The sequence below is a fragment of the Nitratireductor lacus genome (genome assembly GCF_056431025.1).
On sequence record NZ_JBWKMB010000004.1, the window covers coordinates 18,043 to 41,282 of the forward strand.

General features: G+C 61.1%; 18 protein-coding genes and 1 tRNA gene. 12 read left to right on the forward strand and 7 right to left on the reverse strand.

The genetic code is table 11. The features are described from left to right. Positions 1-3 precede the first annotated feature (3 nt). On the reverse strand, positions 4-1,290 hold the full coding sequence (gene ilvA / locus AC07E3_RS04415) for a threonine ammonia-lyase IlvA (RefSeq protein WP_478360416.1): 1,287 nt from the start codon (positions 1,288-1,290) through the stop codon (positions 4-6). A gap of 133 nt (positions 1,291-1,423) precedes the next feature. On the opposite strand from ilvA, the gene AC07E3_RS04420 reads away from it, so the two are divergent. Together AC07E3_RS04420 and AC07E3_RS04425 are read left to right on the forward strand one after the other, a co-directional pair. After that, positions 1,424-2,881, forward strand: coding sequence for a TrkH family potassium uptake protein (locus AC07E3_RS04420; RefSeq protein WP_336068296.1), 1,458 nt, complete (start codon positions 1,424-1,426; stop codon positions 2,879-2,881). Positions 2,882-2,967: 86 nt separating this feature from the next. After that, entirely contained in the window at positions 2,968-4,149 is a 1,182-nt protein-coding gene (locus AC07E3_RS04425; protein WP_478360417.1) for an alpha/beta hydrolase, read from the forward strand. A 196-nt stretch (positions 4,150-4,345) separates the two neighbouring features. On the opposite strand, the gene ade is transcribed toward AC07E3_RS04425, so the two are convergent. From ade to AC07E3_RS04440, 3 genes are all read right to left on the reverse strand, one after another. Continuing rightward, the gene (ade, locus tag AC07E3_RS04430) at positions 4,346-6,163 is read right to left on the reverse strand and encodes an adenine deaminase (RefSeq protein WP_478360418.1); all 1,818 of its coding nucleotides are present in this window, start codon (positions 6,161-6,163) and stop codon (positions 4,346-4,348) included. Positions 6,164-6,259: 96 nt separating this feature from the next. After that, positions 6,260-6,862: a TetR/AcrR family transcriptional regulator gene (locus tag AC07E3_RS04435; protein ID WP_478360419.1), complete on the reverse strand. Its 603-nt coding sequence runs from the start codon at positions 6,860-6,862 to the stop codon at positions 6,260-6,262. Between the two features lie 1,235 nt (positions 6,863-8,097). Further along, the gene (locus AC07E3_RS04440) at positions 8,098-9,036 is read right to left on the reverse strand and encodes a DMT family transporter (protein WP_478360420.1); all 939 of its coding nucleotides are present in this window, start codon (positions 9,034-9,036) and stop codon (positions 8,098-8,100) included. A gap of 118 nt (positions 9,037-9,154) precedes the next feature. Here AC07E3_RS04440 and AC07E3_RS04445 point away from each other — a divergent pair, with 118 nt between their 5' ends. From AC07E3_RS04445 to AC07E3_RS04455, 3 genes are all read left to right on the forward strand, one after another. After that, on the forward strand, positions 9,155-10,051 hold the full coding sequence (locus AC07E3_RS04445; protein ID WP_478360421.1) for a LysR family transcriptional regulator: 897 nt from the start codon (positions 9,155-9,157) through the stop codon (positions 10,049-10,051). Positions 10,052-10,133: 82 nt separating this feature from the next. Continuing rightward, complete coding sequence (gene recQ / locus AC07E3_RS04450) at positions 10,134-11,936, forward strand: DNA helicase RecQ (protein ID WP_478360422.1); 1,803 nt, start codon at positions 10,134-10,136, stop codon at positions 11,934-11,936. Positions 11,937-12,192: 256 nt separating this feature from the next. After that, positions 12,193-14,715: an autotransporter family protein gene (locus AC07E3_RS04455; RefSeq protein ID WP_478360532.1), complete on the forward strand. Its 2,523-nt coding sequence runs from the start codon at positions 12,193-12,195 to the stop codon at positions 14,713-14,715. Positions 14,716-14,754: 39 nt separating this feature from the next. Here the strand turns inward: AC07E3_RS04455 and AC07E3_RS04460 are convergent. Further along, positions 14,755-14,839, reverse strand: a tRNA-Leu gene (locus AC07E3_RS04460). Positions 14,840-15,014: 175 nt separating this feature from the next. Next, entirely contained in the window at positions 15,015-15,467 is a 453-nt protein-coding gene (locus AC07E3_RS04465; protein ID WP_478360423.1) for an Lrp/AsnC family transcriptional regulator, read from the reverse strand. 120 nt (positions 15,468-15,587) lie between these two features. On the opposite strand from AC07E3_RS04465, the gene AC07E3_RS04470 reads away from it, so the two are divergent. Next, the gene (locus AC07E3_RS04470) at positions 15,588-16,568 is read left to right on the forward strand and encodes a nucleoside recognition protein (protein WP_478360424.1); all 981 of its coding nucleotides are present in this window, start codon (positions 15,588-15,590) and stop codon (positions 16,566-16,568) included. Positions 16,569-16,670: 102 nt separating this feature from the next. Here AC07E3_RS04470 and wrbA read toward each other — a convergent pair whose 3' ends face one another. Next, positions 16,671-17,270, reverse strand: coding sequence for an NAD(P)H:quinone oxidoreductase (gene wrbA, locus AC07E3_RS04475; RefSeq protein WP_478360425.1), 600 nt, complete (start codon positions 17,268-17,270; stop codon positions 16,671-16,673). A gap of 191 nt (positions 17,271-17,461) precedes the next feature. Between wrbA and AC07E3_RS04480 the strand changes: the two genes are divergently transcribed. The 6 genes from AC07E3_RS04480 (at position 17,462) to AC07E3_RS04505 (ending at position 22,866) form a co-directional block, all read left to right on the forward strand. Then, positions 17,462-18,214, forward strand: a complete 753-nt coding sequence (locus AC07E3_RS04480) for a competence/damage-inducible protein A (RefSeq protein ID WP_478360426.1) — start codon at positions 17,462-17,464, stop codon at positions 18,212-18,214. A 76-nt stretch (positions 18,215-18,290) separates the two neighbouring features. After that, positions 18,291-19,133 (forward strand): universal stress protein, encoded by an 843-nt coding sequence (locus AC07E3_RS04485; protein ID WP_336068271.1) that lies wholly within the window; start codon positions 18,291-18,293, stop codon positions 19,131-19,133. A 144-nt stretch (positions 19,134-19,277) separates the two neighbouring features. Further along, on the forward strand, positions 19,278-19,775 hold the full coding sequence (gpt, locus tag AC07E3_RS04490) for a xanthine phosphoribosyltransferase (RefSeq protein ID WP_065815054.1): 498 nt from the start codon (positions 19,278-19,280) through the stop codon (positions 19,773-19,775). Positions 19,776-19,798: 23 nt separating this feature from the next. Continuing rightward, the gene (gene bluB, locus AC07E3_RS04495) at positions 19,799-20,512 is read left to right on the forward strand and encodes a 5,6-dimethylbenzimidazole synthase (protein WP_478360427.1); all 714 of its coding nucleotides are present in this window, start codon (positions 19,799-19,801) and stop codon (positions 20,510-20,512) included. A gap of 235 nt (positions 20,513-20,747) precedes the next feature. Then, complete coding sequence (locus tag AC07E3_RS04500) at positions 20,748-21,215, forward strand: NUDIX hydrolase (protein WP_007006977.1); 468 nt, start codon at positions 20,748-20,750, stop codon at positions 21,213-21,215. Positions 21,216-21,330: 115 nt separating this feature from the next. Next, on the forward strand, positions 21,331-22,866 hold the full coding sequence (locus tag AC07E3_RS04505) for an inorganic phosphate transporter (protein WP_478360428.1): 1,536 nt from the start codon (positions 21,331-21,333) through the stop codon (positions 22,864-22,866). The last annotated feature ends 374 nt before the right edge of the window (positions 22,867-23,240 follow it).

Genomic DNA, 23,240 nt, shown 5'->3' on the forward strand with positions numbered 1-23,240 from the left:
CCCTCAGATGATCAGTCCCGCAATCGTATCGTTGTCTGTTATGTCCTGATAGGCCCAGCCGGCCGCGTCAAACCGTCCCGTCAGAACATCGAAATTGGCACGGTTCCTGGTCTCGATGCCGATCAGAACCGAGCCGAAATTCCGCGCCGACTTCTTGAGATATTCGAACCGCGTGATGTCGTCTTCCGGTCCCAGAAGGTCGAGGAAATCGCGCAGGGCACCGGGGCGCTGCGGGAAGCGGAAGATGAAGTACTTCTTCAATCCTTCGAAACGCAGCGCCCGTTCTTTCACGTCCGGCAGGCGCTCGAAGTCGAAATTCCCCCCCGACACAACGGCAATCACCGTGCGCCCCTCAAGCTCCTTCGGCGTAAAATCCTTCAGCGTATCGATGGCCAGCGCGCCCGCCGGCTCCAGCACAACGCCCTCAATGTTCAGCATTTCGATCATCGTCGCGCACAGCCGGTTTTCCGGCACCAGATGCACGGCATTGGCGTCAAATGTCTTGAGATGCGAAAACGGCGCCGCGCCGATCTCGGCCACCGCCGCCCCGTCGACGAAATTGTCCACCCTGTCGAGCCGCACCTGCCGGTCCTGCACCAGCGCCTGTTGCAGGCTCGCCGCCCCTGCCGGCTCGGCAAAGGCAAAGGAGCCCGCTTCCCCACTGGCCGTGAGATAGCGCGTCACACCGGAAGCAAGACCGCCGCCGCCCACCGGCAGGATCACCAGGCTATCGTTCATGCGCGCACCGTCGAACGCCTGGATCTGCTCGGCAATCTCGCGCGCCACCGTTGCCTGCCCCTCAATGATGTCGGGGTGGTCGAAGGGCGGCACCATGGCGCCACCGCTCTCCTCGGCAAACGCCAGCGCGGCCCTGTAGCAATCGTCGAAGAAGTCGCCGATCAGCCGGATTTCAACGAAATCTCCGCCAAAAATACGTGTTTTGTCGATTTTCTGCTGCGGTGTCGTCACCGGCATGAAAACGACACCCCTGCAGCCGAAATGGCGGCAGACATAGGCAAATCCCTGAGCATGATTGCCGGCCGAGGCACACACAAATGTACGCCCTGTCCCGCCCTGCGCCATCGCCTTGCGGAAGAAATTGAATGCGCCGCGTATCTTGTAGGAGCGAACCGGCGTCAGGTCCTCGCGCTTCAGGAAGACCCGCGCCCCGGTCTTCTTGGAGAGATAGTCGTTCTCCTGAAGCGGCGTTTCGGCAAACAGCGACCGCAGCGCGCCAGCTGCCTCTGCCACCGCGTCCACGAATTCGCTCTCACCCGATGCTGCGCTCATGCTCTCTTGCCTATCCAGTCCTTGTGTCCTACGGGCTATTGCATATCGGGGCGCGGGACGCCACTCTCGCGCCAGGGAGGGGGATCGCTTCCCGAACAACAGACGCTTTTCTGAGCAGCCTGAGGTTCAGTCCTTGCAATATCTCGCTGTACGCGCCGCACTGCACATTGCGGCGGTCTTTGCCATCTATCTCTCGGCCGCCATGCTCATCCCGGCAGCCGTGGATCTTTATTACGGCAATGACGACTGGCAGGTTTTCGCCTTTTCCGCACTCTTCACCGGCGGGCTCGCCATCGGCGTATCGCTTGCCACCCAGGGGCGCGCGCCCGTCATCTCCTCTCGCTTCGGCTTCCTTGTCGTCAATCTGTTGTGGATGACGGCCTGCATCGCCGGCGCCGTCCCGATGCTTGCTTCGTCGGTAGAGTTCAGCGTCGCAGACGCATTTTTCGAATCCGTCTCGGGCGTCACGGCGACAGGTGCAACGGTGATCGTCGGCCTCGACAGCATGCCGCCGGGCCTGCTCATCTGGCGCTCCATCCTGCAATGGATCGGCGGCCTCGGTGTGATCGCACTGGGCCTCTTTGTCCTGCCGTTCCTGAATGTCGGCGGCGTTTCCTATTTCCGCATCGAATCCTCGGACATAGAGGATCGCCCCTTCGACCGCTTCTCGACCTTCGGTCTGGGCCTCATCAGCATCTATGCCCTGCTCACGCTCGCCTGTGCCATTGCTTATGCGGCAGCCGGCATGCGCGCCTTTGATGCGATCAACCACGCGCTGACAACCATCGCGACGGCGGGCTTTTCCACGCACGACGCCTCCATGGGCTACTATGCCGACAATCCGGCGGTGCTCTGGATCAGCACGCTCTTCATGTTCATCTCCGCGCTGCCGTTCTCAATCCTGATACTTTTTGCGATCCGCGGGCGGCTCGATGCCCTGCGCGACCCGCAGATTCGTGTCTTCGCCGGTTACGTGGTCGTGTTCGTCCTTGCCGTCACCGTCTATCTGCGCATCGTCCACGATCACACATTCTTTGACGCCCTTACCCATTCGGCGTTCAATTTCGTGTCGATCATCACCACAACCGGCTATGCCAGCGACGACTATTCGCAATGGGGCGCCTTCGGGGTTGCCGCCGCGTTCGTCGCCATGTTTCTCGGCGGCTGTTCGGGTTCCACCACCGGCGGCATCAAGGCGTATCGCTTCCTGATCCTGTTCAAGCTTCTGGCAAACGGCCTGCGCCGGTTTGTATACCCCAACACGATCGTCACGGTCCGCTATGGCGACCGGCCGGTAGACGACGACCTGCAACGCGCCGTCGTTCTGTTCATGTCGGCATTTCTGGTCATCTGGGCCGTTATCATCCTGCTGCTCGCCGCGACCGGGCTCGATTTTGTGACCGCCATTTCCGCCGCGCTGACCGGGCTCACCAATGTCGGCCCCGGTCTTGGCCAGATCGTTGGCCCTGCCGGCAGCTTCGCGCCGGTTCCCGATCTTGCCAAATGGATCATCGCCTTCGCGATGCTGATGGGCCGGCTTGAAATTTTGGCCGTTCTCGTCATCTTCACGCCGGTTTTCTGGGAAAGATAGCCTTCCATCCGCAAGCTCTTTCCTCCTAAAACGAATGCCGGGCCAAACGCTGGCGGTCCACGAGCCACGAACAGGGTTATTGTAGAATGCCGTTCCACAAGTTCCAGAATCTGTTCGTCCTTTTCCTTGTCGCGCTGATTGCAGGCTGCGCAAATCCGCATCCCTCGCGCCTGATCGCCGAAACGATTGCGCCTGCACGCGCGGACCAGATTGCAGGAACTCACGGCATTTTCATTGCCACCAACCGGATGCAGACGGAAAAACCGGGTGAAATCTTTGCCGGTGGGCGTGCCCCCGACCCGGCATTCGCAAAGGTGGAGATCACCGTTCCGGCCGTGCATGAAACCGGCAAGATGGAGCTTGCTCCCAATCCCAGGGTTGCCGACCCTGCCCGTTATTTCGCCGCCCGCCGCGCCATTCTCTTCGCCGGGGAAAGCGATTTCGAGAATGCGCTCAGGGACGATATCACCGCGCATAACGGGCGCGCGCTCGTGTTCATCCACGGCTACAACACCGGCTTCGACGAAGCCGTCTATCGCGCCGCGCAGATCTTTCACGATTCAGAATATGCGGGCACGCCGATCCTGTTTTCCTGGCCGTCAGCCGGCCGCACGATCGATTATGTCTACGACAGCAACAGCGCCACATCGGCCCGCGACGCGCTGGAAGAGACGCTGCGCACACTCGCCCGCGCGGGAGCCCGGCGCATCGATGTGGTGGCGCACTCCATGGGCAGCTGGGTCACCATGGAGGCGCTGCGCCAGCTCGCCATTTCCGGCGACCGCGATCTCGGCGGAAGGCTGGCCGACGTCGTACTTGCCTCGCCCGACATCGATATAGACGTCTTCAAGGGGCAGATGCGGCGCTATGGCGTGCCGGAGCGTCCCTTTGCCGTCCTCACGTCGCAGAACGACCGGGCGCTGACACTGTCCGGCTTTATCGCAGGCAATCAGCCCCGGCTCGGCGACTATCGCAATGCAGAAGATCTGACAGGCCTCGGCGTGACAGTCATCGACGTGACGAAGGTCTCTTCGGGCGACTGGCTGAACCACACGAAGTTTGCCGAAAACCCCGTTCTCGTACGCCTCCTCGGCGAGCGTCTTTCAAGCGAAGGCGAGTTGAACGAAGGCAATGAGGATGTTGTTGTCGGTCAGGTCGAAAACCTGGTCCGTGGGCTCGGGCAGACATTCGGCTCGGCGGCCGACATCGTTATCACCACGCCGCTTACCGTGATCGAACTCGCCACCGGCCAGGGACGGCGGCGCTGATTTCTTTCACTCAGGGCTTGTTGAGTATCGGACTGGAAAGTGGAATCCGGTTTTCGGGTTATTCCAATGAACGTAGGGCGATCCAGGGTCATGACCCTGGAGCATTTTGCAGTCAGGTGGAATCACCTGGCGTCCGCATAAATGCGGAAAAAGAGACAAATAGAGCGGGCGGCGTTTCCGGAAACGGTGAACCGCTCTAAAGAAAAAGATCGACCTTGCGGAAATTCGACACGTCGATAATGCCCGTGTCAGATATCCGAAGCTCGGGGATCACCACGAGCGCCAGAAGCGAGTGCTGCATATAGGCGTTGTTGAGCGTACAGCCCATCTCGCGCATGGCCTCGGTCAGCTTCGCCGCCTTCTGCGCCACCACTTCAGCTCTCTCGTCTGACATCAGCCCGGCAATCGGCATCTCGACCAGCGCGAGCTCGCGCCCCTTCGAGAAGAGCACCACGCCGCCGCCGACTTCGCCCAGTCGGTTGGCGGCTTTCGCCATGTCTTCCTTGTTGGTGCCCACCACAATCATGTGGTGTGAATCATGCGCAACCGACGAGGCCATCGCGCAGTCCTGCATATAGCCAAAGCCCGAGACGAAACCGTTCGTCACCTGCCCCGTGCCGCGGTGCCGTTCCACCAGCGCGATCTGGCAGATATCGTTGCGCCGGTCCATGGCGACAACGCCGTCCTCGACACCGAGCTCGGCTTCAAGCGCCCGCGTCGGTGCCTGGTTCTCGATCACACCGATCACACGCGCCCGCACATGGTTCGCGCCTTCCGGCGCTGCAATGTCGAAATCCTCTGCCGCAAGCTCCTTGCCGAGCCGCACCGTGTTCTTCGCCTTCTCGGGATAATCATAGGCGGGAATGTCTGCTTCGAGCCGGCCGCCTCGCGCCAGCCTCACACCCCGCGCGAACACCTCGTCAATCGCAAGTTCAGCGAGGTTCGACACAATGAGAAAATCCGCCCGGCGCCCCGGCGCGATGGAGCCCAGTTCGCGCTCCAGGCGAAAATGCTCGGCCGTGTTGATCGTCGCCATCTGGATCGCCGTCACCGGCTTCAGCCCCTGGGCGATCGCGTGCCGCACCACACGGTCCATATGCCCGTCATTGACCAGCGTTCCAGAATGGCTGTCATCGGTGCACAGAATGAAGTTGCGCGGATCGAGCCCCTGCTCCGTCACCGCCTTGATCTGGCTTGCCACGTCATACCACGCAGAGCCCAGCCGCAGCATGGCCTTCATGCCCTGACGCACCCGCGCAATCGCGTCCTCCGCGCGCGTGCCCTCATGGTCGTCTTCCGGCCCGCCGGCCACATAGCCGTGGAACGGCAGACCAAGGTCCGGCGAGGCATAGTGCCCGCCAACCGTCCTGCCAGCCTTCACAGTCGCAGCAATCGCCCCCGTCATCGTCGCGTCATTCGCCGCAACGCCGGGAAAATTCATCACCTCGCCGAGCCCGATAATGTTCGGCCAGTTCATGGCTTCCGCCACATCCTCGGCGGTGAGCTCGGCCCCCGCATTTTCAAGCCCCGGTGCCGAAGGCACGCAGGACGGCATCTGCACGAACACATTGATCGCCTGCGCCATCGCCTCGTCATGCATCAGCCGCACACCGTCGAGGCCCAGAACATTGGCGATTTCATGCGGATCGATAAACATCGAGGTCGTGCCATGCGGGATCACCGCACGGCAAAACTCCGTCACCGTCACCATGCCGCTTTCCACATGCATGTGCGCATCGCACAGCCCCGGCACCAGATAGCGCCCCATCGCGTCGACCACCTTGGTCTTCTCGCCAATGGCGTGGCTCGCATCCAGCCCGCAATAGGCAAAGCGCCCTGCCACGATGGCGATATCTGTCGCGGGAATCACTTCGCCTGAATGGACATTCACCCAGCGCCCGTTGCGCACCACCAGATCGGCTGGTCGGCGCCCCATGGCCACATCCACCAAGAGCGGCGCGACCGCGTGCCATGGCTTGAGTTCGGTGGACCGCACGGGCTTGGTATCGGGCATGATATCCTCCTGATGGAGGATGCACTTTGGCAAACCCGCGTCTTCCACGCCAGCCCTCAAATCATACCGTTATAAGGAAAGAAGAATGCGCATATGCTAACGTGCGATGGCGTCCCAGGCGGCGATCGCGCTGTCCACCACCCGTTCCAGTGCAGCGCAGGAGGCTCCGTCACGCGCCTGGATCGAAAGCCCGTGCAACACGGTCACATAGAAGGCGGCGACCCGTTCCGGATCAGCGCTTTCGGGCACATCGCCGTCGCTGATTCCACGCTCCACACGGCGACGAAAGCACGCCTCGTTCTCGCGGCGGCTTTCGGCGAGGAAGCGGCACACGGGGCTGCTTTCCGGAGCACCGGCCAGCGCGGCCGTCACCACCATGCAGCCGCGGGGATTGTCTGGGGCGCTGTAGCAGCGGGCATTGAGCCGTAGCGCACGCTCAATCGCCCCGCGCGCGGTATCACCACCTTCCAGCGCCTCGCTCACCGGTGCGCCCTGCTCGCGTCCATAAAGCTCGATCGCTTCGCGAAACAGCGTCTCCTTGCAGCCAAACGCCGCATAAAGGCTGGGCTTGTTGATGCCCATGGCCTGCGAAAGCTCATTCATCGAAGCGCCTTCATATCCGCACGACCAGAACACCCGCATCGCCTGATGCAGCGCTTCGTTCCTGTCAAATGCTCTGGGCCTGCCGCGTCCAGCCATCTCGAATACCTTTTGTACCAAGCCGTAAATAATTACCTGGGCCGGATTTCTCAAGACAGAAGGCCGTCTCGACTGGCGGTCACGAGAAAATGGCAATGCTGGAATTGCGGGAAGGAGGACGAAACCCAGCACACCATCTGCGAACCGGGTTCCGTACGCTGCAGCAGCTACAGACATTGCGTGCACATTTTACCGTACGTCGCACAGCGTCATCTGCTCTTTCGGATATGGTTCGCAATTGCTTTTGCCAGCAGCATGGAAGAAAAAAACAGTACAATCTGGGATGAATTCATCCCCAGAACATACTCATCTCCCGTTATCGTTGCTGCCGTTGAAGTGACAAATATGAGCCCGATTAAAATGATGTCGTGCATAGACAAATCTCCGGGGTTGCATTGGCGGACATGCCTCCGCCGAACGTAGCTCAGCATAGGCGATGGAAAATCAGGGCTGAGGCCCTCCGGGATTGGTCTCAACACTCCAGGCATTCGTGGTCTCTCCAGATGTGCTCCAACTCATTGCACCACCGACCAAGGCACCTGCAGCCGTCCCCATCGGGCCTCCAAATTGTGTGCCAATCAGCGCCCCCATCCCCATGCTCGTAACGGTACCGGTCACTTGGGTTGATACCGTACTTATCTCCTGGCTCCCTCCACCACTACTGGAGCCTCCACCGCCAAAACTGACCGGTGCGAATAGACCGTCACGCCGAACGTCAATGTCGTGCGTCATACAAAGTACCTCTAACAATTCGGGGAAAGGAATTTATACTACCCCTGCTGACGTGCGCCGGAACAACTGTTCCGGCGGATCAACTGATGAGGGGGCCTACAGCGATCCCTCACCAACTATATGTTCGCTTCCGCGTACGCTTCGGCGAAGCTATTCCTGCAGTGCATTCCGATCAGGTGCTCAGGAGCAGCCGAGGCCGTGTACCGTACGGCAACCGCGTCACGGTCCATATGCAAGACTGGAACTGGTTGATGAACTAATCGCGGAGAAAATGCTGAACTCAACTCAACAGTCGAGATACACAAGCCCGGCCAGTTCGTAGGGTTCTGGCGATCCACGAATCACGGCCATCGTAAGCTTATCAAACATGAAGATAGTACCACATAATTATTTAATGAAAACAACAAACTAAAGAGATATTGACGTCTATCCCTCAGATTTGTCAATGTTCAATTTTTGCTGCCTGGGACTTTTGTCACAAGATGCGGGACCACCGCGCAGCTTCAGCCAGTCTGCCCAACGGGCCGGGAGGCAACGCCCGAGCCACGCTTCAAAAGGGTCACGATAGCGGCAATCACCATCAGGCTGCCCGGCAGCCAGTGCCAGCCGATCAGTTGCGGCCGGGTCACGAAGAGCACCACCATGGAAACGAAAGGCACCAGATAGCTGTAGGCCGTCACCGCACCCGGCGTCAGCACACCCGTGCCGCGCTGCATGAGCCAGAAGGTCACGCCGCTTGAAAAGACGCCGAGATAGGCAACGAGAAGGACATCGCCCATCTGCATCCGCGAAAGCGCGTCGACCGGCTCGAAAACCACACCGGCCAGCGCGATCAGCACCCCGCCGCCGGCGAGGCTCCAGAACGTACGCGCCGCCGCATCCTTCGAAAGCAGGTTCCGCGCCAGCCCCCATTTGGAAAGCACGGGGTAGAGCGCAGACGCAATGCAGCCGACAAAGAACAGCACCTCGTTCCAGCCAAACTGCAACTGGGCAAGGTCGCCGCCCGTCTGCGCCATGGCCAGCGCCAGCGCACCGAGAGCCCCAAGGCCGAGAATGGCCAGCAGCCCGCCCGCCCGCGGCTCGACGCCCAGCATCCGCCCCAGCCCGTAGGCAATCAGAGGCATCGTCACAAAAAGCGCCGACATGGAAAGCGCGGTCACCCGATGCGCGGCCCAGAACATGATGCCGAAAAATCCCGCAAGGCAGAGCCCCATCACCGCGTAGAGCGCAAGGGCCGGCAGGCTCGGCCGCCAGTCCTCGCGTCCCCGCACCATCGGCACCATGGCAAGTGCCGCGATGGCGAAACGGAGTGCCGTCAGAAGCAGCGGCGGCAAGCCGTCGGACAGGAACCCGACCGCGGGGAACGAAGCCCCGACGATCAGTGCCCACAAAAGCATGCCCAGATGGGCACCCATCACACTCTGCTCCCTGTCAATCGCCACGGGTCACCTGCCTTTCAGGACTCTATCGGCTTCGAACATGAAGGCATAGCTAGTTCATTGCGATCCGATTGATAATATGCAACTCAGACGAATGACTATTGACTGACAGTGTTGAATTATGGATCGCTTCACCGCCCTCACCGTGTTCCGAACGGTCGTTGAACTCGGCAGCTTCGCTGAGGCTGCGCGGCGCCTGCGCCTCTCCCCTGCGGCCGTCAGCAAGAACATCAGAGAGCTGGAAGCGCATCTCGCCGTCCGTCTCATCAACCGCACGACACGCCGCATGAGCCTCACAGAGGCAGGCGCGCTCTATCACAAACGCATCGCCGGCATTCTCGACGATCTGGAGGAGGCCGACGCCACCCTTGGGCCGCTCCAGCAGGAGCCACGCGGCCTCCTGCGCGTCAGCGCACCCATGGCGGCAAGCCTCGTCGCCCTGTCGGCATCAATCCCGCGCTTTCTCGAACGCTACCCGGAGATAACGCTCGACCTGAGGCTCGACGACCGCCGCGTCAACATTGTCGAGGACGGTTTCGACCTGGTCATTCGCGGCAGCGACCGGCTGGAAAATTCGAGCCTGATTGCCCGCAGGTTGCTCATCCTCGACCACGTCCTGTGCTGCGCGCCCGCCTATCTCGAAAGCAACGCACCACCCGCCGCACCGGAGGAGCTGCGCCGCCACGAATGCGTGCAGTTCACGCTTTCAGGCCACGCGGACGAATGGACTTTCCACAAGGCCGGCCGCAGCGTCAGCGTGCCGGTCAACGGTCGCTACAAGGTCACCTCGAGCCTCGCCGTGCGCGATGCGCTGCGCGCCGGGTTTGGCGTAAGCCTTATTCCGAGACTTTATGTGCAGGACGACCTCGCCTTCGGCCACCTCGTCCCGCTTCTCGCCGACTGGACGCCCATGGACACCACGCTCTACGCGATCTACCCCTCCGCCCGCCATGTGCAGGCCAAGGTGCGTGCGTTCCTCGACTTCCTTGTCGAGACGCTCCCTGCCCGAGCTGGCTGACTGTCCACGCCGCGCACGTCTGCAGTGCGCCCCCAAACCTGTTATGAGAGAATAATCACCCGATTCTCCCGACAGGCCCGCCGTGACCGCTGACCCCGCGCATATCCTCAAGACCGTTTATGGATACGAAGCCTTTCGCGGCCGCCAGGCCGAAATCGTCGATCACGTCATCGCCGGCAACAACGCCTTCGTTCTGATGCCGACAGGCGGCGGCAAGTCGCTCTGCTATCAGATCCCCGCACTCTGCCGCCCGGGCCTCGGCCTCATCATCTCGCCGCTCATCGCGCTCATGGCCGATCAGGTGGCCGCGCTGAAACAGGCCGGTGTGCGGGCCGCCGCGCTCAACTCCAACCTGCCTCCCGAAGCCCGCCAGGCCATCTGGCGCGCCATGGGCAACGGCTCGCTCGACATCCTCTACGTCTCGCCGGAAACCCTGCTGCGCCCAGCGGTTCTCGACCGGCTCAAACAGGTCAGCCTCTCGCTCATCGCCATCGACGAGGCACACTGTCTCTCCCAATGGGGCCATGATTTCCGCCCCCATTACCGTCAGCTCGATGCACTGGTCGAAGAGTTTCCGGACACGCCGCGCATGGCGCTCACCGCCACCGCCGACGCGCCCACCCGCGCGGAAATCATCGCCCATCTGGGCATTGCCGGGCACGACAGCTTCATCGCCGGGTTCGACCGCCCCAACATCAACTACGCCATTGAGGAAAAGGACAATCCGCGCCGTCAGCTCCAGCGGTTCCTTGAAAAGCACAGGGATGAGAGTGGCATCGTCTACTGCCTTTCCAAGCGCAAGACCGACGAAACCGCCGCCTGGCTTCAGTCGGAAGGCTACAACGCGCTTGCCTACCACGCCGGCATGGACCGCGAGGCGCGCGAGGCCAATCAGACCCGCTTCCAGCGCGAGGAAGCAGTCATCATGGTCGCTACCATTGCTTTCGGCATGGGCATCGACAAGCCGGATGTACGCTTCGTAGCGCATCTCGATCTGCCCGGCAGCATTGAAGCCTACTATCAGGAGACGGGCCGCGCCGGTCGTGACGGCCTGCCTTCCGAAGCCATGATGCTCTATGGTTTCGACGACATTGCGCTGCGCCGCCGCTTCATTGAGGAGTCCGACGCATCCGACCAGCGCAAGCGCATGGAGATGCAGAAGCTCGACGCACTTCTCGGTCTGGCCGAAACGGCCCAGTGCCGGCGCCACGTCCTGCTCAACTATTTCGGCGACCATTGCGAGCCCTGCGGCAACTGCGATACCTGCGCCAGTCCGCCAGAGCGTTTCGACGGCTCCATCGCGGTGCAGAAGGCGCTCTCATGCATCTACCGCACGGGCGAACGCTTCGGGCAGGCCTATATCGTCTCCGTGCTGCTCGGCGCGGAGGACGAACGCATCACCCGTTTCGGGCACGACCAGATCTCCACCTACGGCATCGGCAAGGAGCACGATCAGCGCACCTGGCGCTCCATCCTGCGCCAGATGGTCGCCCACGGCTTCGTCGATGTGGATTTCAGCGGCCATGGCGGCCTCTCGATTTCCGAGCGCGGCGCGCGGTTCCTGCGTGAAAAGCCAACGCTGATGCTGCGTGTTCCCCGCCCGGCGACAAAGGGCAGGAGCCGCCGCTCTTCCGGCAGCGAAGCTGCCAGCGCCCTCGCCCCGGCAGATGCCGAACTCTTCAAGGCGCTGCGTGAAAAGCGTATCGAGATTGCCCGCGCGCAGAACCTGCCGCCCTATGTCATCTTTCACGACCGCACGCTGATCGAACTGGCCACCGCCCGCCCCGTGTCCCGCAGCGCCATGGCCGGAATTTCCGGTATCGGAGAGGCCAAGCTCGACCGCTATGGCGAAGCCTTTCTGGACGTCATCGCCAGCTATCGCTAAGAAATCACTCCCGCGAGAAGAAGCGAAACATAAGAATTTTATTGATTTAAGTAATTGTCTGTCGACTTGGGACTCGGCATATTTTGTAAATCATGGGTATTTTGGGCTCGGGCAGCAAAACTCTGTCTGTCATAAATGCATAAGACCATCACTTCGCATCATAATCCGGCCTGTATGGGATCCTGAGATTTCGGGGAGAGCATCAGGTAAAAATAAAAAACTGCGTCGTGATGCCAGTGGTTTTGAGGGGGGGCACATGCATTTTCGGACGTTCAACGGCCGACTGACGGCAATCTTATTGTCGGGAAGCGCGCTGGGAAGTCTCATGGCATGGCCGGTTTCCACCGCTCACGCCGCCTGCACTCTGGTTCCTACGGCCGGCAACGACGTATTCGTCTGTGATAGCGGCACGCACACGGGCGATGTTCTGGACCTTTCAGGCAACAACACCCTGACACTGCCCGCTGGCGGCTCCGGCATTATCAACGGCAATGTCACGTTTGGTCCCGGCGTCGACACGGTCGAGGTGCATTCAGGCGAAATCAACGGCCAGCTGCAGCAGGGTGATGGCATCGATGATTTCAGGATGACTGGCGGCCAGATTGACAGCCTGAACCAGGGCGGACATTTCGACACGTTCTTCATGTCCGGGGGCCATATCGTCAATCATTTCGACGACGGCGACGAAGCGGTCATGACGGGTGGGCGCATCGGTCGTGTCGACATGAAACTCGCCAACAACATTTTCGACATGTCTGGCGGCACCATTGACGGCAATCTGGTGGCCGGTTTCGGACACGACACCATCATCCTTTCCGACGGTTCGATCGGTGGCAATATCAGCGTCAGCGGAGGCACTGACCGCGTCACGATCACCGGTGGCTCTGTGGGCGGCGACGTCCGGCTGAGCGTGGGAACCGATACACTTTTGTGGGATGGCGGCGGAACAATTGGCGGCAATGTGGATATGGGCGGTGACGACGATACCGCCACGCTACGCAACCTGAACGCCTCCAATCTTGATAGTCTGAATGCGTTTCTCGGCGGCCTGGGCACAGACGAGCTGACGCTTGAAGGCGTGGTGGCCGACACCCCCGACCGTTTCCAGACGCTTGAAACCATCAATGTGAATGCAGGATCTGCCCTGACCTTCTCGGGTAGCGAGACGCTTACCCTCGGCGACAGCGGCACCGGCACCGGATCCATGAACATCGACGCGACCAGCGCTCTCTTAGGCGGCTCGGCGACTGGCGGCATCAATGCATTCGGCATCGGCCAACGCGCAAATGTAAGCAATGCCGGAACCATCGACCTGACCAATGGCGCCAACAGCACCACCGACACGTTCACGATCACCGGCGATTATTTCGGAGATGGCGGAAATCTGTACCTGAACACGGTGCTGGGCGACGATGCCTCGCCTTCGGACAAGCTTGTCATCGCGGAGGGAACCGCCACCGGTTCCACCGGCATCTCCATCGTCAATCTGGGCGGCAGCGGCGGCGCCACGGTTCAGGACGGGATTATGGTGGTCGAGGCCACCGGAGGCGGAACCACTGCCTCCGGCGCGTTCTCCCTCAACGACCGCGTCGCGGTCGGAGCTTTTGAATATTACCTGTATAGAGGCGGAGTTTCCGCCGGGACGCAGGATAACTGGTATCTGCGCTCGACCATCGTCAATCCAGCGACACCCACGCCCTCTGTACCGGAGCCTGCTCCTGCGCCCGGTGCAGGCCCCGCTCCGATCCTGCCTCCGGATCCGGCCGCGCCGGTGGCCCCGCCCACTCCAGGTGCGACCCTGGTGGCAGGCGAGACAGTTCCTCTCTACCGTCCGGAGGTCGCAACCTATTCCACGGTTCCGCCTGTACTTCAGCATTTGGCAATGTCCACGCTTGGCACATTTCATGAAAGACGCGGTGTGCAACCTTTTCTTCGGGATGGAGAAGCGGTTCTGCCCGCAAGCTGGAGCCGGCTCTTCGGACAGACTGTCGAAAACAAATGGGACGGCACTGTCGCTCCCGGTTTCGACGGGAATTTATTGGGCTTTCAGCTTGGCCAGGACCTGATCGGACGCGAAAGCCACAGCGGGCATATTGACCGGGTGGGAATCTTTATCAGTCATGCCCGCATGAACGGTGACACCACCGGTCAGGCCATTGGCTGGAATGACGTGGCAGTCGGCGAACTCGACATTCACGGCACCAGCCTGGGCGGCTACTGGACGCATGTTGCGCCCAATGGCTGGTATCTGGACGGCGTCGTGACGGTTACCTGGTTCGGCGGAGAGGCACGCTCCAATGCCGGCGAAGCCATTGAGGTAGACGGAACCGGTGTCGCAGCCTCTGTCGAGACAGGCTATCCTGTCACTTTCAACGATCACTGGCGCCTGGAACCGCAGGCCCAGTTGATTTGGCAACATCTTTCGCTCGACGATCAGAGCGACCGTTTTTCTACGGTCACCTTCGAAACAGACGACGCCGTCACAGGGCGGTTGGGAATACGCCTGGAAGGAGATTTTCAGGCAGGCGATGGCCAGAGCCTGAAACCGTATTTCAAGGCCAATCTCTGGCATACATTCTCGGCAGAACATAGCCTGCGTTTCGGCGGGGATGCGGTTGCAACCGAGTTCAAAGGCACATCACTCGAACTCGGCGCAGGCCTTGTAGCCAACCTCACCAGACAGGTCGGCCTTTTCGCAACAGCGGATTATACGACGAATATCGGCGGCGAGAAAATGCAGATAGTCGAGGCCAATCTGGGCCTGAGCATCACCTGGTAGGCAGTGCCGGCATTCTTCGTCGCACATTGCCTGCGTGTCTGGTGCGGACGGCGGGGGTCGAACCCGCAAGCCCGAAGGCGGCAAATTTTAAGTCTGCTGCGTCTACCAGTTTCGCCACGTCCGCACGGGTCAACGACTAGCGGTAGAAACCCGCGCGATCAAGCGCGATACGCATGTTCTTCAGAGAATACGCATGTTCACTTGTACATGATGGCGCGTGAAACCCGGTCGACATCCACATGATGGGGTCTTGCGTGTTCCGGCGTCACCGCAGGCGTGGCCCCTTTCATCAGCGCATGTCAAAGCGGAATCGCGGTTTCGTCCTTGCCGGTTCGAATCACCATCATCGTCCAGTATCTCGCAACATTCATCCGCTCCTGAAACAGTCGGTTGCAGAGCGCATCATATTCCTCCATGTCCCGCAGACGCAGGATCAGAACCGCATCGACCTCTCCCGTCACGGTATAAGCCTGGGCAACCGCTTCCTCCCTGGCCGCCAGGTTGAGAAATTGCCGTGTGTTCGGTTCACCGTGAAGTCTCAACTCCACCGTCACCACCGCCTTCAGCGTGCGCCCGGTCTTGGCCGGGTTCAGGATCGCGGCAATCCGGTCAATGACACCTGACTGACGCAACCTTCGAATTCGCCGCAGACAGCTCGAAGCGGACAGGCCCACCTCGTCGGCCAGGGCGGCATTGGTGCGCGAGGCGTCACGCTGCAGAAGATTGAGCAGTTTCCTGTCGATCCGGTCCATCCATACCTCCAGAGCACGAATCCTGTCTTGCAATAAAATTGCACAAATATGCAATTTTTGACCACAAATGCGAATGCCCTCGGGCTAGAGGATGGCGGCAGTCAATTCTTGGAGACAGAGATGTCCGCACCCCGTTTTGCCATCCACAAAACCCTCGAGACGCTTCAGATATACTGGGAACTCGTGCGCATCATGGTTCCCATCACAATCGCAACCGAGGTGATGTCCCGGGCGGGACTGATCGATCTCGCGGCACCCGCTCTGGCTCCTGTCATGGGGCTTTTCGGTCTGCCACCGGAACTGGGTCTTGCCTGGCTGACGGGCATGCTCGTGGGGATATGGGGTGCGATTGCGATGATTTTCACGCTGGTGCCCGCCACGTCGATGAGCGTTGCCGACATCACGGTGTTTTCGGCACTCGTGCTGATCGCGCATGGCCTGCCGATCGAACAGAAGATCATCCAGAGAGCCGGTCCGGGATTTGTGATCACCACGATCATCCGCATCGCCGGTGCGGTCGCCTACGCCATGATCTTGCACCACATATTGGAGACAACCGGCTGGCTCGCCGAGCCGCTCAACCCGACCTGGATACCGGTCGTTGCCTCCACCGACTGGCTGGGTTTCCTTGTCGGGCTTCTGGAAGCCCTCGCCGTCATGCTCGCCATTCTCCTTGCCCTTGCCTGGGGGCTGGAAGTCCTGAAGCTGACGGGCATCATGGCACTGTTGATGAGGATACTTGCCCCCGCATTGCGCCTTGCCGGGATCAGGGAGGAAACGGGACAGTTTACCGCCGTGGGTCTGTTTCTCGGCATATCCTACGGTGGCGGATTGCTGATCCGCGAAGCACGAACGGGTAACATCTCACCCCGCCAGGTCTTCATTTCATGCGTATTCATGGGCTTCGCGCACAGCATTATCGAAGACACCCTGATCGTCATGGCTCTGGGCGCAGACGCCCTTGGCGTGCTCGCCGGGCGCCTTGCATTCGCGGTCGCGGCGACGGCCCTGATTGCCTGCGTCCTGCGCTCGATCCCCGATGACAGTTTTTTTTCATGGGCGTTCCGGCGCACGAAATGCGAGGCACCGGCCGGCCCGTAGAACTTTCAGTAAAAGCGGAAACGTTCCGGCCTTGAAGACCGACATCGCCCCCGCGGGGTTCTGCGGGGGCGATTGTGCTTGAATTTCCGGCTTTCGCCGCTGTCAGCCAGCAAGCCTTGCGGTGATTTCGGCCAGCCGCTTGCCCTGGAATTTCGCGCCTTCAAGCTCCTGCTCGGAAGGCATGCGCGAACCGTCGCCATTCGTGGTCGTGGTCATGCCGTAGGGTGCCCCGCCGCGCACCTTGTCGTTGCCCATCTGGTCCTGATAGGCATAGGAGAGCGGCACGATCAGCATACCGTGGTGCTGAAGGGCGAGCTGCGTTGAGGCCAGCGCAAGCTCCGCGCCGCCATGCTGCGTGGCGGTCGACGACATCACCGTGGCCGGCTTGTCGATCAGCTTGCCTTCCGCCCAGAGCGGCCCCGTCTGATCCAGGAAATTCTTTATCTGCGCCGCCATTATGCCGTAGCGCGTCGACACACCGAAAATGAACCCGTCATAGTCGGCAAGCTCCAGCGGCTCGGCGATCGGGGCCTCCTGGTCGAGCTTGTAATGTGCCTTCTGCGCCACCTCTTCCGGAACCAGTTCAGGCACACGCTTGATGGTCACGTCGGCGCCTGCTTCCCGCGCGCCTTCGGCGGCGGCCCTGGCCATGGCTTCCATGTGGCCCCAGCTCGAATAATAGAGAACCAGAATCTTGGTCATTGTCTGCTCCGCTTTCGCTGCAATCTCGGTTTCGGTCGTCTGCCGCGACAACGCGGCCTCAACGCATCTAACCTCTGTCGGGTTCACTAAAAACCGCACGAAAGCCGACACACTGTTCACCGTTTGAGGCCCATTGCCCCCGCCATGCCGGAGGTTTATCTCTCCTTTGGTCAACAGGGATCACACACGAAATGAGCGAACTCGTAACGGCCGCGATGGTGGTCATAGGCGACGAAATCCTGTCGGGCCGCACCAAGGACAGGAACATCGGCCACCTGGCCGACATGCTGACGGCGGTCGGCATTGATCTGCGGGAAGTGCGCGTCGTCTCCGACGACGAGACGGCCATCGTAGAAGCCGTGAATGCGCTGCGCGCGCGCAACACCTATGTGTTCACCACAGGCGGCATCGGCCCCACCCACGACGATATAACCGCCGATTCCATCGCCCGCGCCTTCGGTCGCCCATGCGGTTATGACGAGAAGGCCCACCGGCTTCTTGAAGAGCACTATGGCCGCCGCGACATCGAATTCTCCGAGGCCCGCAAACGCATGGCGCGCATGCCCGAAGGCGCCGAACACATAGACAATCCGATCTCGGTCGCCCCCGGCTTCCGCGTCGAAAACGTCTATGTGATGGCCGGCGTGCCCGCAATTTTCCAGGCCATGCTCGACAATGTGATCCCCAAACTCAGGACTGGCGCCCGGCTTATCTCCGAGACCATCCCTTCCCCGCTTCCCGAAGGCGCGATTGGCGGTCCGCTCGGCGAAATCCAGGCCGCCCATCCAGAAACCATCATCGGCTCTTATCCAAAATATCAGGACGGTTCCTTCTGGACGGAAATCGTGGTTCGCTCCCGCTCGAGGGAGGCGCTTGCGGCGGCTGTCGAGGCGACACGCAGCATGCTGGAAGCGATTCCCGCCAGGCAGGTGGTAAAAGGTTGATCTGGCGCAAAACTTTTTGCCTCTCAAAGCGTTAGGAATAGAGACGGCCCTGCATCGCAGCTCCAAGGAGGCTGACATGAGCTACAAGACCATTCTTGCCATTCTTCAAAGCGAAGCCGACGCCCCGCGCGTTCTCGATCTCGCCCTGCCGCTTGCGGCCCGTCATGACAGCCATGTCATCGGTCTCCACGCCGAAGCACTGCCGATGGTCATGGCCTCCCCCATGGGCGGACCCGTTGTCGATCTGAGCATCGACATGCAGGAGGAGACAAACCGCCGTCACGCGGTGATCCGCAACCTTTTCAACGAACGCGCCCGCAGGGAAGCCGTCGGCAATGAATGGCGTGGTTTCGACAGTGTCTCGGGCGATTCCGCCATATCCGGCATCGAGAGCGCGCGCAGTGCCGATCTCGTCATCGCCCAGCAGACCGATCCGGACGCTGCCGGCGCCATGGAAGCCAATGTCGAAGCCCTGCTTTTCGAGAGCGGCCGCCCGGTCCTGTTCGTGCCCTACATCCACAAGACACGCGAGGCCGAGTTCAAAAAGATCATACTCGCCTGGAACGGCAGCCGTCAGGCAGCGCGTGCCGCCTTCGATGCCCTACCCTTCATGAAGGAAGCAGGCAGCGTCGAAGTGTTCTGCGTCGACCCGCAGGACACGCCCCGCCGCGATGCCGCCATGGCAGGCACCGCCATCGCCGCGGCACTCGCCCGTCACGATATCGATGTCACGGTCAAGGTGGAGCAGTCTGGCGGCCTCTCCCATGGTGAGGTGCTGGACAATCGCGTCGCCGACACGGGCGCCGATCTTCTGGTCATGGGTGCCTTCGGGCGTTCCAGGCTCCGCGAATTTGTGTTCGGCGGTGCCACCCGCACCATTCTGCAGAGCATGACCGTGCCGACCTTCATGGCACATTGATGCCGGTCTGCCCCGTCTTCGCAGTGGAGACGGGCTGAAAATCCGTCATCGGAGGGTGTCGGGCTTGCGCTCGACATCCCTTTCCGGCTAATTCACCGCGCATTCCGATCTGCCGCCGCGATGCGTATATGGAGTGCGATGTCGATGTCTCTTCCCGAAAAAGCCTTCCCGGTCTCCTGGGACCAGTTCCACCGCGACGCGCGCGCCCTCGCCTGGCGGCTCGCCGGCGCCAATGGCGGCTGGAAAGCCATCGTCTGCATCACACGCGGCGGCCTGGTGCCCGCCGCCGTCATCTCCCGTGAACTCGGCATCCGCCTGATCGAGACCGTCTGCGTCGCCTCTTATCACGACTACACCGAACAGGGCGATCTCAGGGTCCTCAAGGAGATCAACCCGGAACTTCTGAAAGATGACGGCGAAAACGTCCTGATCGTCGACGACCTGACCGACACCGGCAAGACCGCCGCCATCGTGCGCGCCATGATGCCGAAGGCACACTTCGCCACGATATACGCAAAACCGAAGGGCCGGCCGCTGGTCGATACATTCGTTACCGAAGTTTCCCAGGATACGTGGATCTATTTCCCGTGGGACATGGGTTTCTCCTACCAGAAGCCGATCGCCGAAGACCAGCGCGGCTGAACGGGCCCGGGGAAACGCGCCCCATGTCGCGCATCGAGCAAAAGTCCGGCACGGCGAACGATCTGACGTCCGGTGAAGCGTTCGCTCCCGCCGAACGCGACGCCGTGTACCGTGCCATCGCGACACGCCGCGACGTGCGCGGCGAGTTTCTGCCCGACCCGCTCTGCGAGAACGCGCTTTCCCGCATCCTCGCCGCCGCCCACCAGGCGCCATCCGTGGGCCTCTCTCAACCCTGGGATTTCATTCTTGTCCGCGACAGGGAAACGCGCGTCCGGGTCGCCGAAATCTTCGCCAGGGCCAATGAAGAAGCCGCGAAACGGTTTCCCGCGCAGAAACAGGCCCGGTATCGCACCCTGAAACTTGAAGGGATTCTGTCCGCGCCGCTCAATATCTGCGTAACCAGCGATCCCGCGCGCGGTGGTCCCGTCATTCTCGGTGCCACCCATATGGCCGACACGGATCTCTTCAGCACGGTGTGCGCGATCCAGAATCTGTGGCTGGCGGCGCGCGCTGAAGGCATCGGCGTCGGCTGGGTGAGCATTCTGCACGAAGATCAGGTCAAATCGGTGCTCGGCATTCCCGATCGCATTCGGCTGGTGGGCTATCTCTGCCTGGGGCATGTGCGCGGCTTCCACGACCGGCCCGAACTCGAAAAACGCGGCTGGCGACACCGTGATGATGTGAAGAAACACGTCCACGAAGAGAGATGGAACGCACAACACGACCCTGAGGATTAATAGTTTGGCGCACGATTGTTGCGCCAAGCGCTTGATTTCTGTCGTCAATTCACTATGTCTGCCATCAGGCTTTCTGCGCCCCATGATTCGAGCGCAAGAGCAGTTCGGCGGAAAACATCCGCCCGGCGCGTGAATTTAGCGTAGAAACAGTTATTTGCAGGAAAGTCATGAATCCCGGCGCGATGAGCCCGGGCAAAGGAGAAGTGCGATTTTCACTCACGGCACACGTTTGCGGTTGACCGAAACGGTCCGGCGCCTGTTCGGCGGCAATCCGCGCCGTGTGCAGGCCGCGGCCCTGCCGTGGCGGAAGACCCCGGATGGCAAACGTGTCGAATTCCTGCTCGTCACCAGCCGTGGCACCGGTCGCTGGGTTCTGCCCAAAGGGTGGCCGGAAGGTGCGGAAACGCTTGCCATGGCCGCCCAGCGCGAAGCGCGCGAGGAAGCGGGCGTCCGCGGGAAGCCGGGCGAAGGTGAAATCGGGCGTTTCTACTATCACAAACTCGATGGAACAGGCGTCGAGTGGCCCTGCGAGGTCGCCGTCGTTCCGCTCGAGGTGACGGAAGAGCGCGCAAAATGGCCGGAGCGCAAACAGCGGACGCGTCAGTGGTTTTCGCCGGCTGAGGCAGCCGCTGCCGTTAAGGAACCTGATCTGGGTGAACTCCTGATTCGGTTCGCGCACAATCCACGGGAAATCGCTGCCTGAACGGCCTTTTTCGTCGTCAGGACTTGCCGCGCGGAACATTGTTTCCTAACCGGGACCGGATTTCTTTGCGATATGCCGGCTCAACGGCACAGCACCGGCCGAAACTGGAAATGGAATGAGCGACACCGCCACCAATCCGCGCAAGCAGACCCTCGACAAGGACCTCGACAAGCTGGTGCACGTCGAGGAGGCCACGACCACCGTCGCGCGCGGCCTGGTCGCACCGGGCCTTGGCCTTCTCTTCCTGGCGCTTACTGCCATTTTCGCCGCCACCTACACATTCGGTGAGCCGCGCGCAGTGATCATCATCGCCGCCGCCGCGATCGGCGCCTATATGGCGCTGAACATCGGCGCGAACGATGTGGCCAACAATGTCGGTCCCGCAGTGGGCGCCAAGGCCATGACGCTTGGCGGTGCGCTGCTCATTGCTGCCGTATTCGAAAGTGCCGGCGCGCTGATTGCCGGCGGTGATGTGGTCGACACGATCTCCAAGGGCATTATCGATCCGGCTGCCGTGGGAACGCCCGAGGCTTTCGTGCGGGCCATGATGGCTGCTCTCATCTCTTCTGCCCTGTGGATCAACCTGGCGACCTGGATTGGCGCTCCCGTTTCGACCACCCATTCCGTGGTCGGCGGTGTCATGGGTGCCGGCATTGCCGCAGCCGGCTTCTCCTCCGTCGACTGGGCGATGATGACGCAGATCGCCGCGAGCTGGGTCGTCTCCCCCGTTGTCGGCGGCGTCATCGCCGCCCTGTTCCTCGCTTTCATCAAGACAGCCATCATCTATCAGGACGACAAGATCACGGCGGCGCGGCGCTGGCTGCCGCTCCTGATTGCCATCATGGCCGGTGCATTCGCCGCCTATCTCACGCTCAAGGGGCTGAAAAAGGTCTTTCCCGTCAGCGGCACCGGCGCTGCGATCATCGGCTTCGCCTTCTTCGCCGTGACGTGGTTCCTGGCGCACCTCTTCGTGCATGCCCAGTCGGAGGGGCTCGAGAATCGCAACCAGTCGCTGCGCAGCCTTTTCAAGGTTCCGCTGGTCATTTCGGCCGCCCTCCTCTCCTTCGCCCATGGCGCCAATGACGTGGCAAACGCTGTCGGCCCGCTGGCGGCAATCGTCTTCACGGTCCACGAGAGCACCGTCAACACCACCGTCACCATCCCTCTCTGGGTGATGATCATTGGTGCAGCCGGCATTTCCATCGGCCTCGTTCTCTTCGGGCCCAAACTCATCCGCATGGTCGGTGAACAGATCACCAAGCTCAACCCGATGCGCGCCTTCTGCGTCGCACTGTCGGCAGCCATCACCGTCATCGTTGCCTCCGGTCTCGGCCTGCCGATCAGTTCCACCCATACCGCCGTTGGCGCGATTTTCGGCGTCGGCTTCTTCCGCGAATGGTATACGGCGCATTCCAAACGCCGCCGTGCTTATCTTGAACGCAAGGGCGTGCGGCTCAAGGCGGACAACGGCGCCAGCGACGACGATGATCTCGAGATCGAACTGCAGAAGACGTCACGTGAGGAAATCGCCCGCCGCAAGCTCGTGCGTCGTGCCCATGTGCGCACCATCGTCGCCGCCTGGGTGACGACGGTTCCGGCAGCTGCCCTGCTTTCGGCTGTCATATTCCTGGTGCTCGATCTCGTCGCCTGACACCGATTTTCTACATTCGGCTTTTTTGACGCGCGTTTTTTTACCGCGCGTTTTTTCTACCCCCTGCCCGCGCCAGATACCGGGAACGCTGGGTTTCTAAAACCGCAACAGTGTCGAAGCGGCTTCCCCATTATTCACATATGCGACACACAACATCTTGCGGTCATAAATGATCCAGACCCGACTCCTTGACGTGACGGTACGAGTCGCCTTTTATGGGTTTCGCGCCTGCGTTCGTAAGGTGCGATTGGTCGGCGAAAGTCCGGTCGATTTTCCAATTTTGTATCGAGTTTCCGAGACCTGCCCGAACAGATTTTTGGGCGGTGCGGCGCCGTTTGCGCCGTGGAAAAAAGCAAACGGGGGCGCGTGTGCCG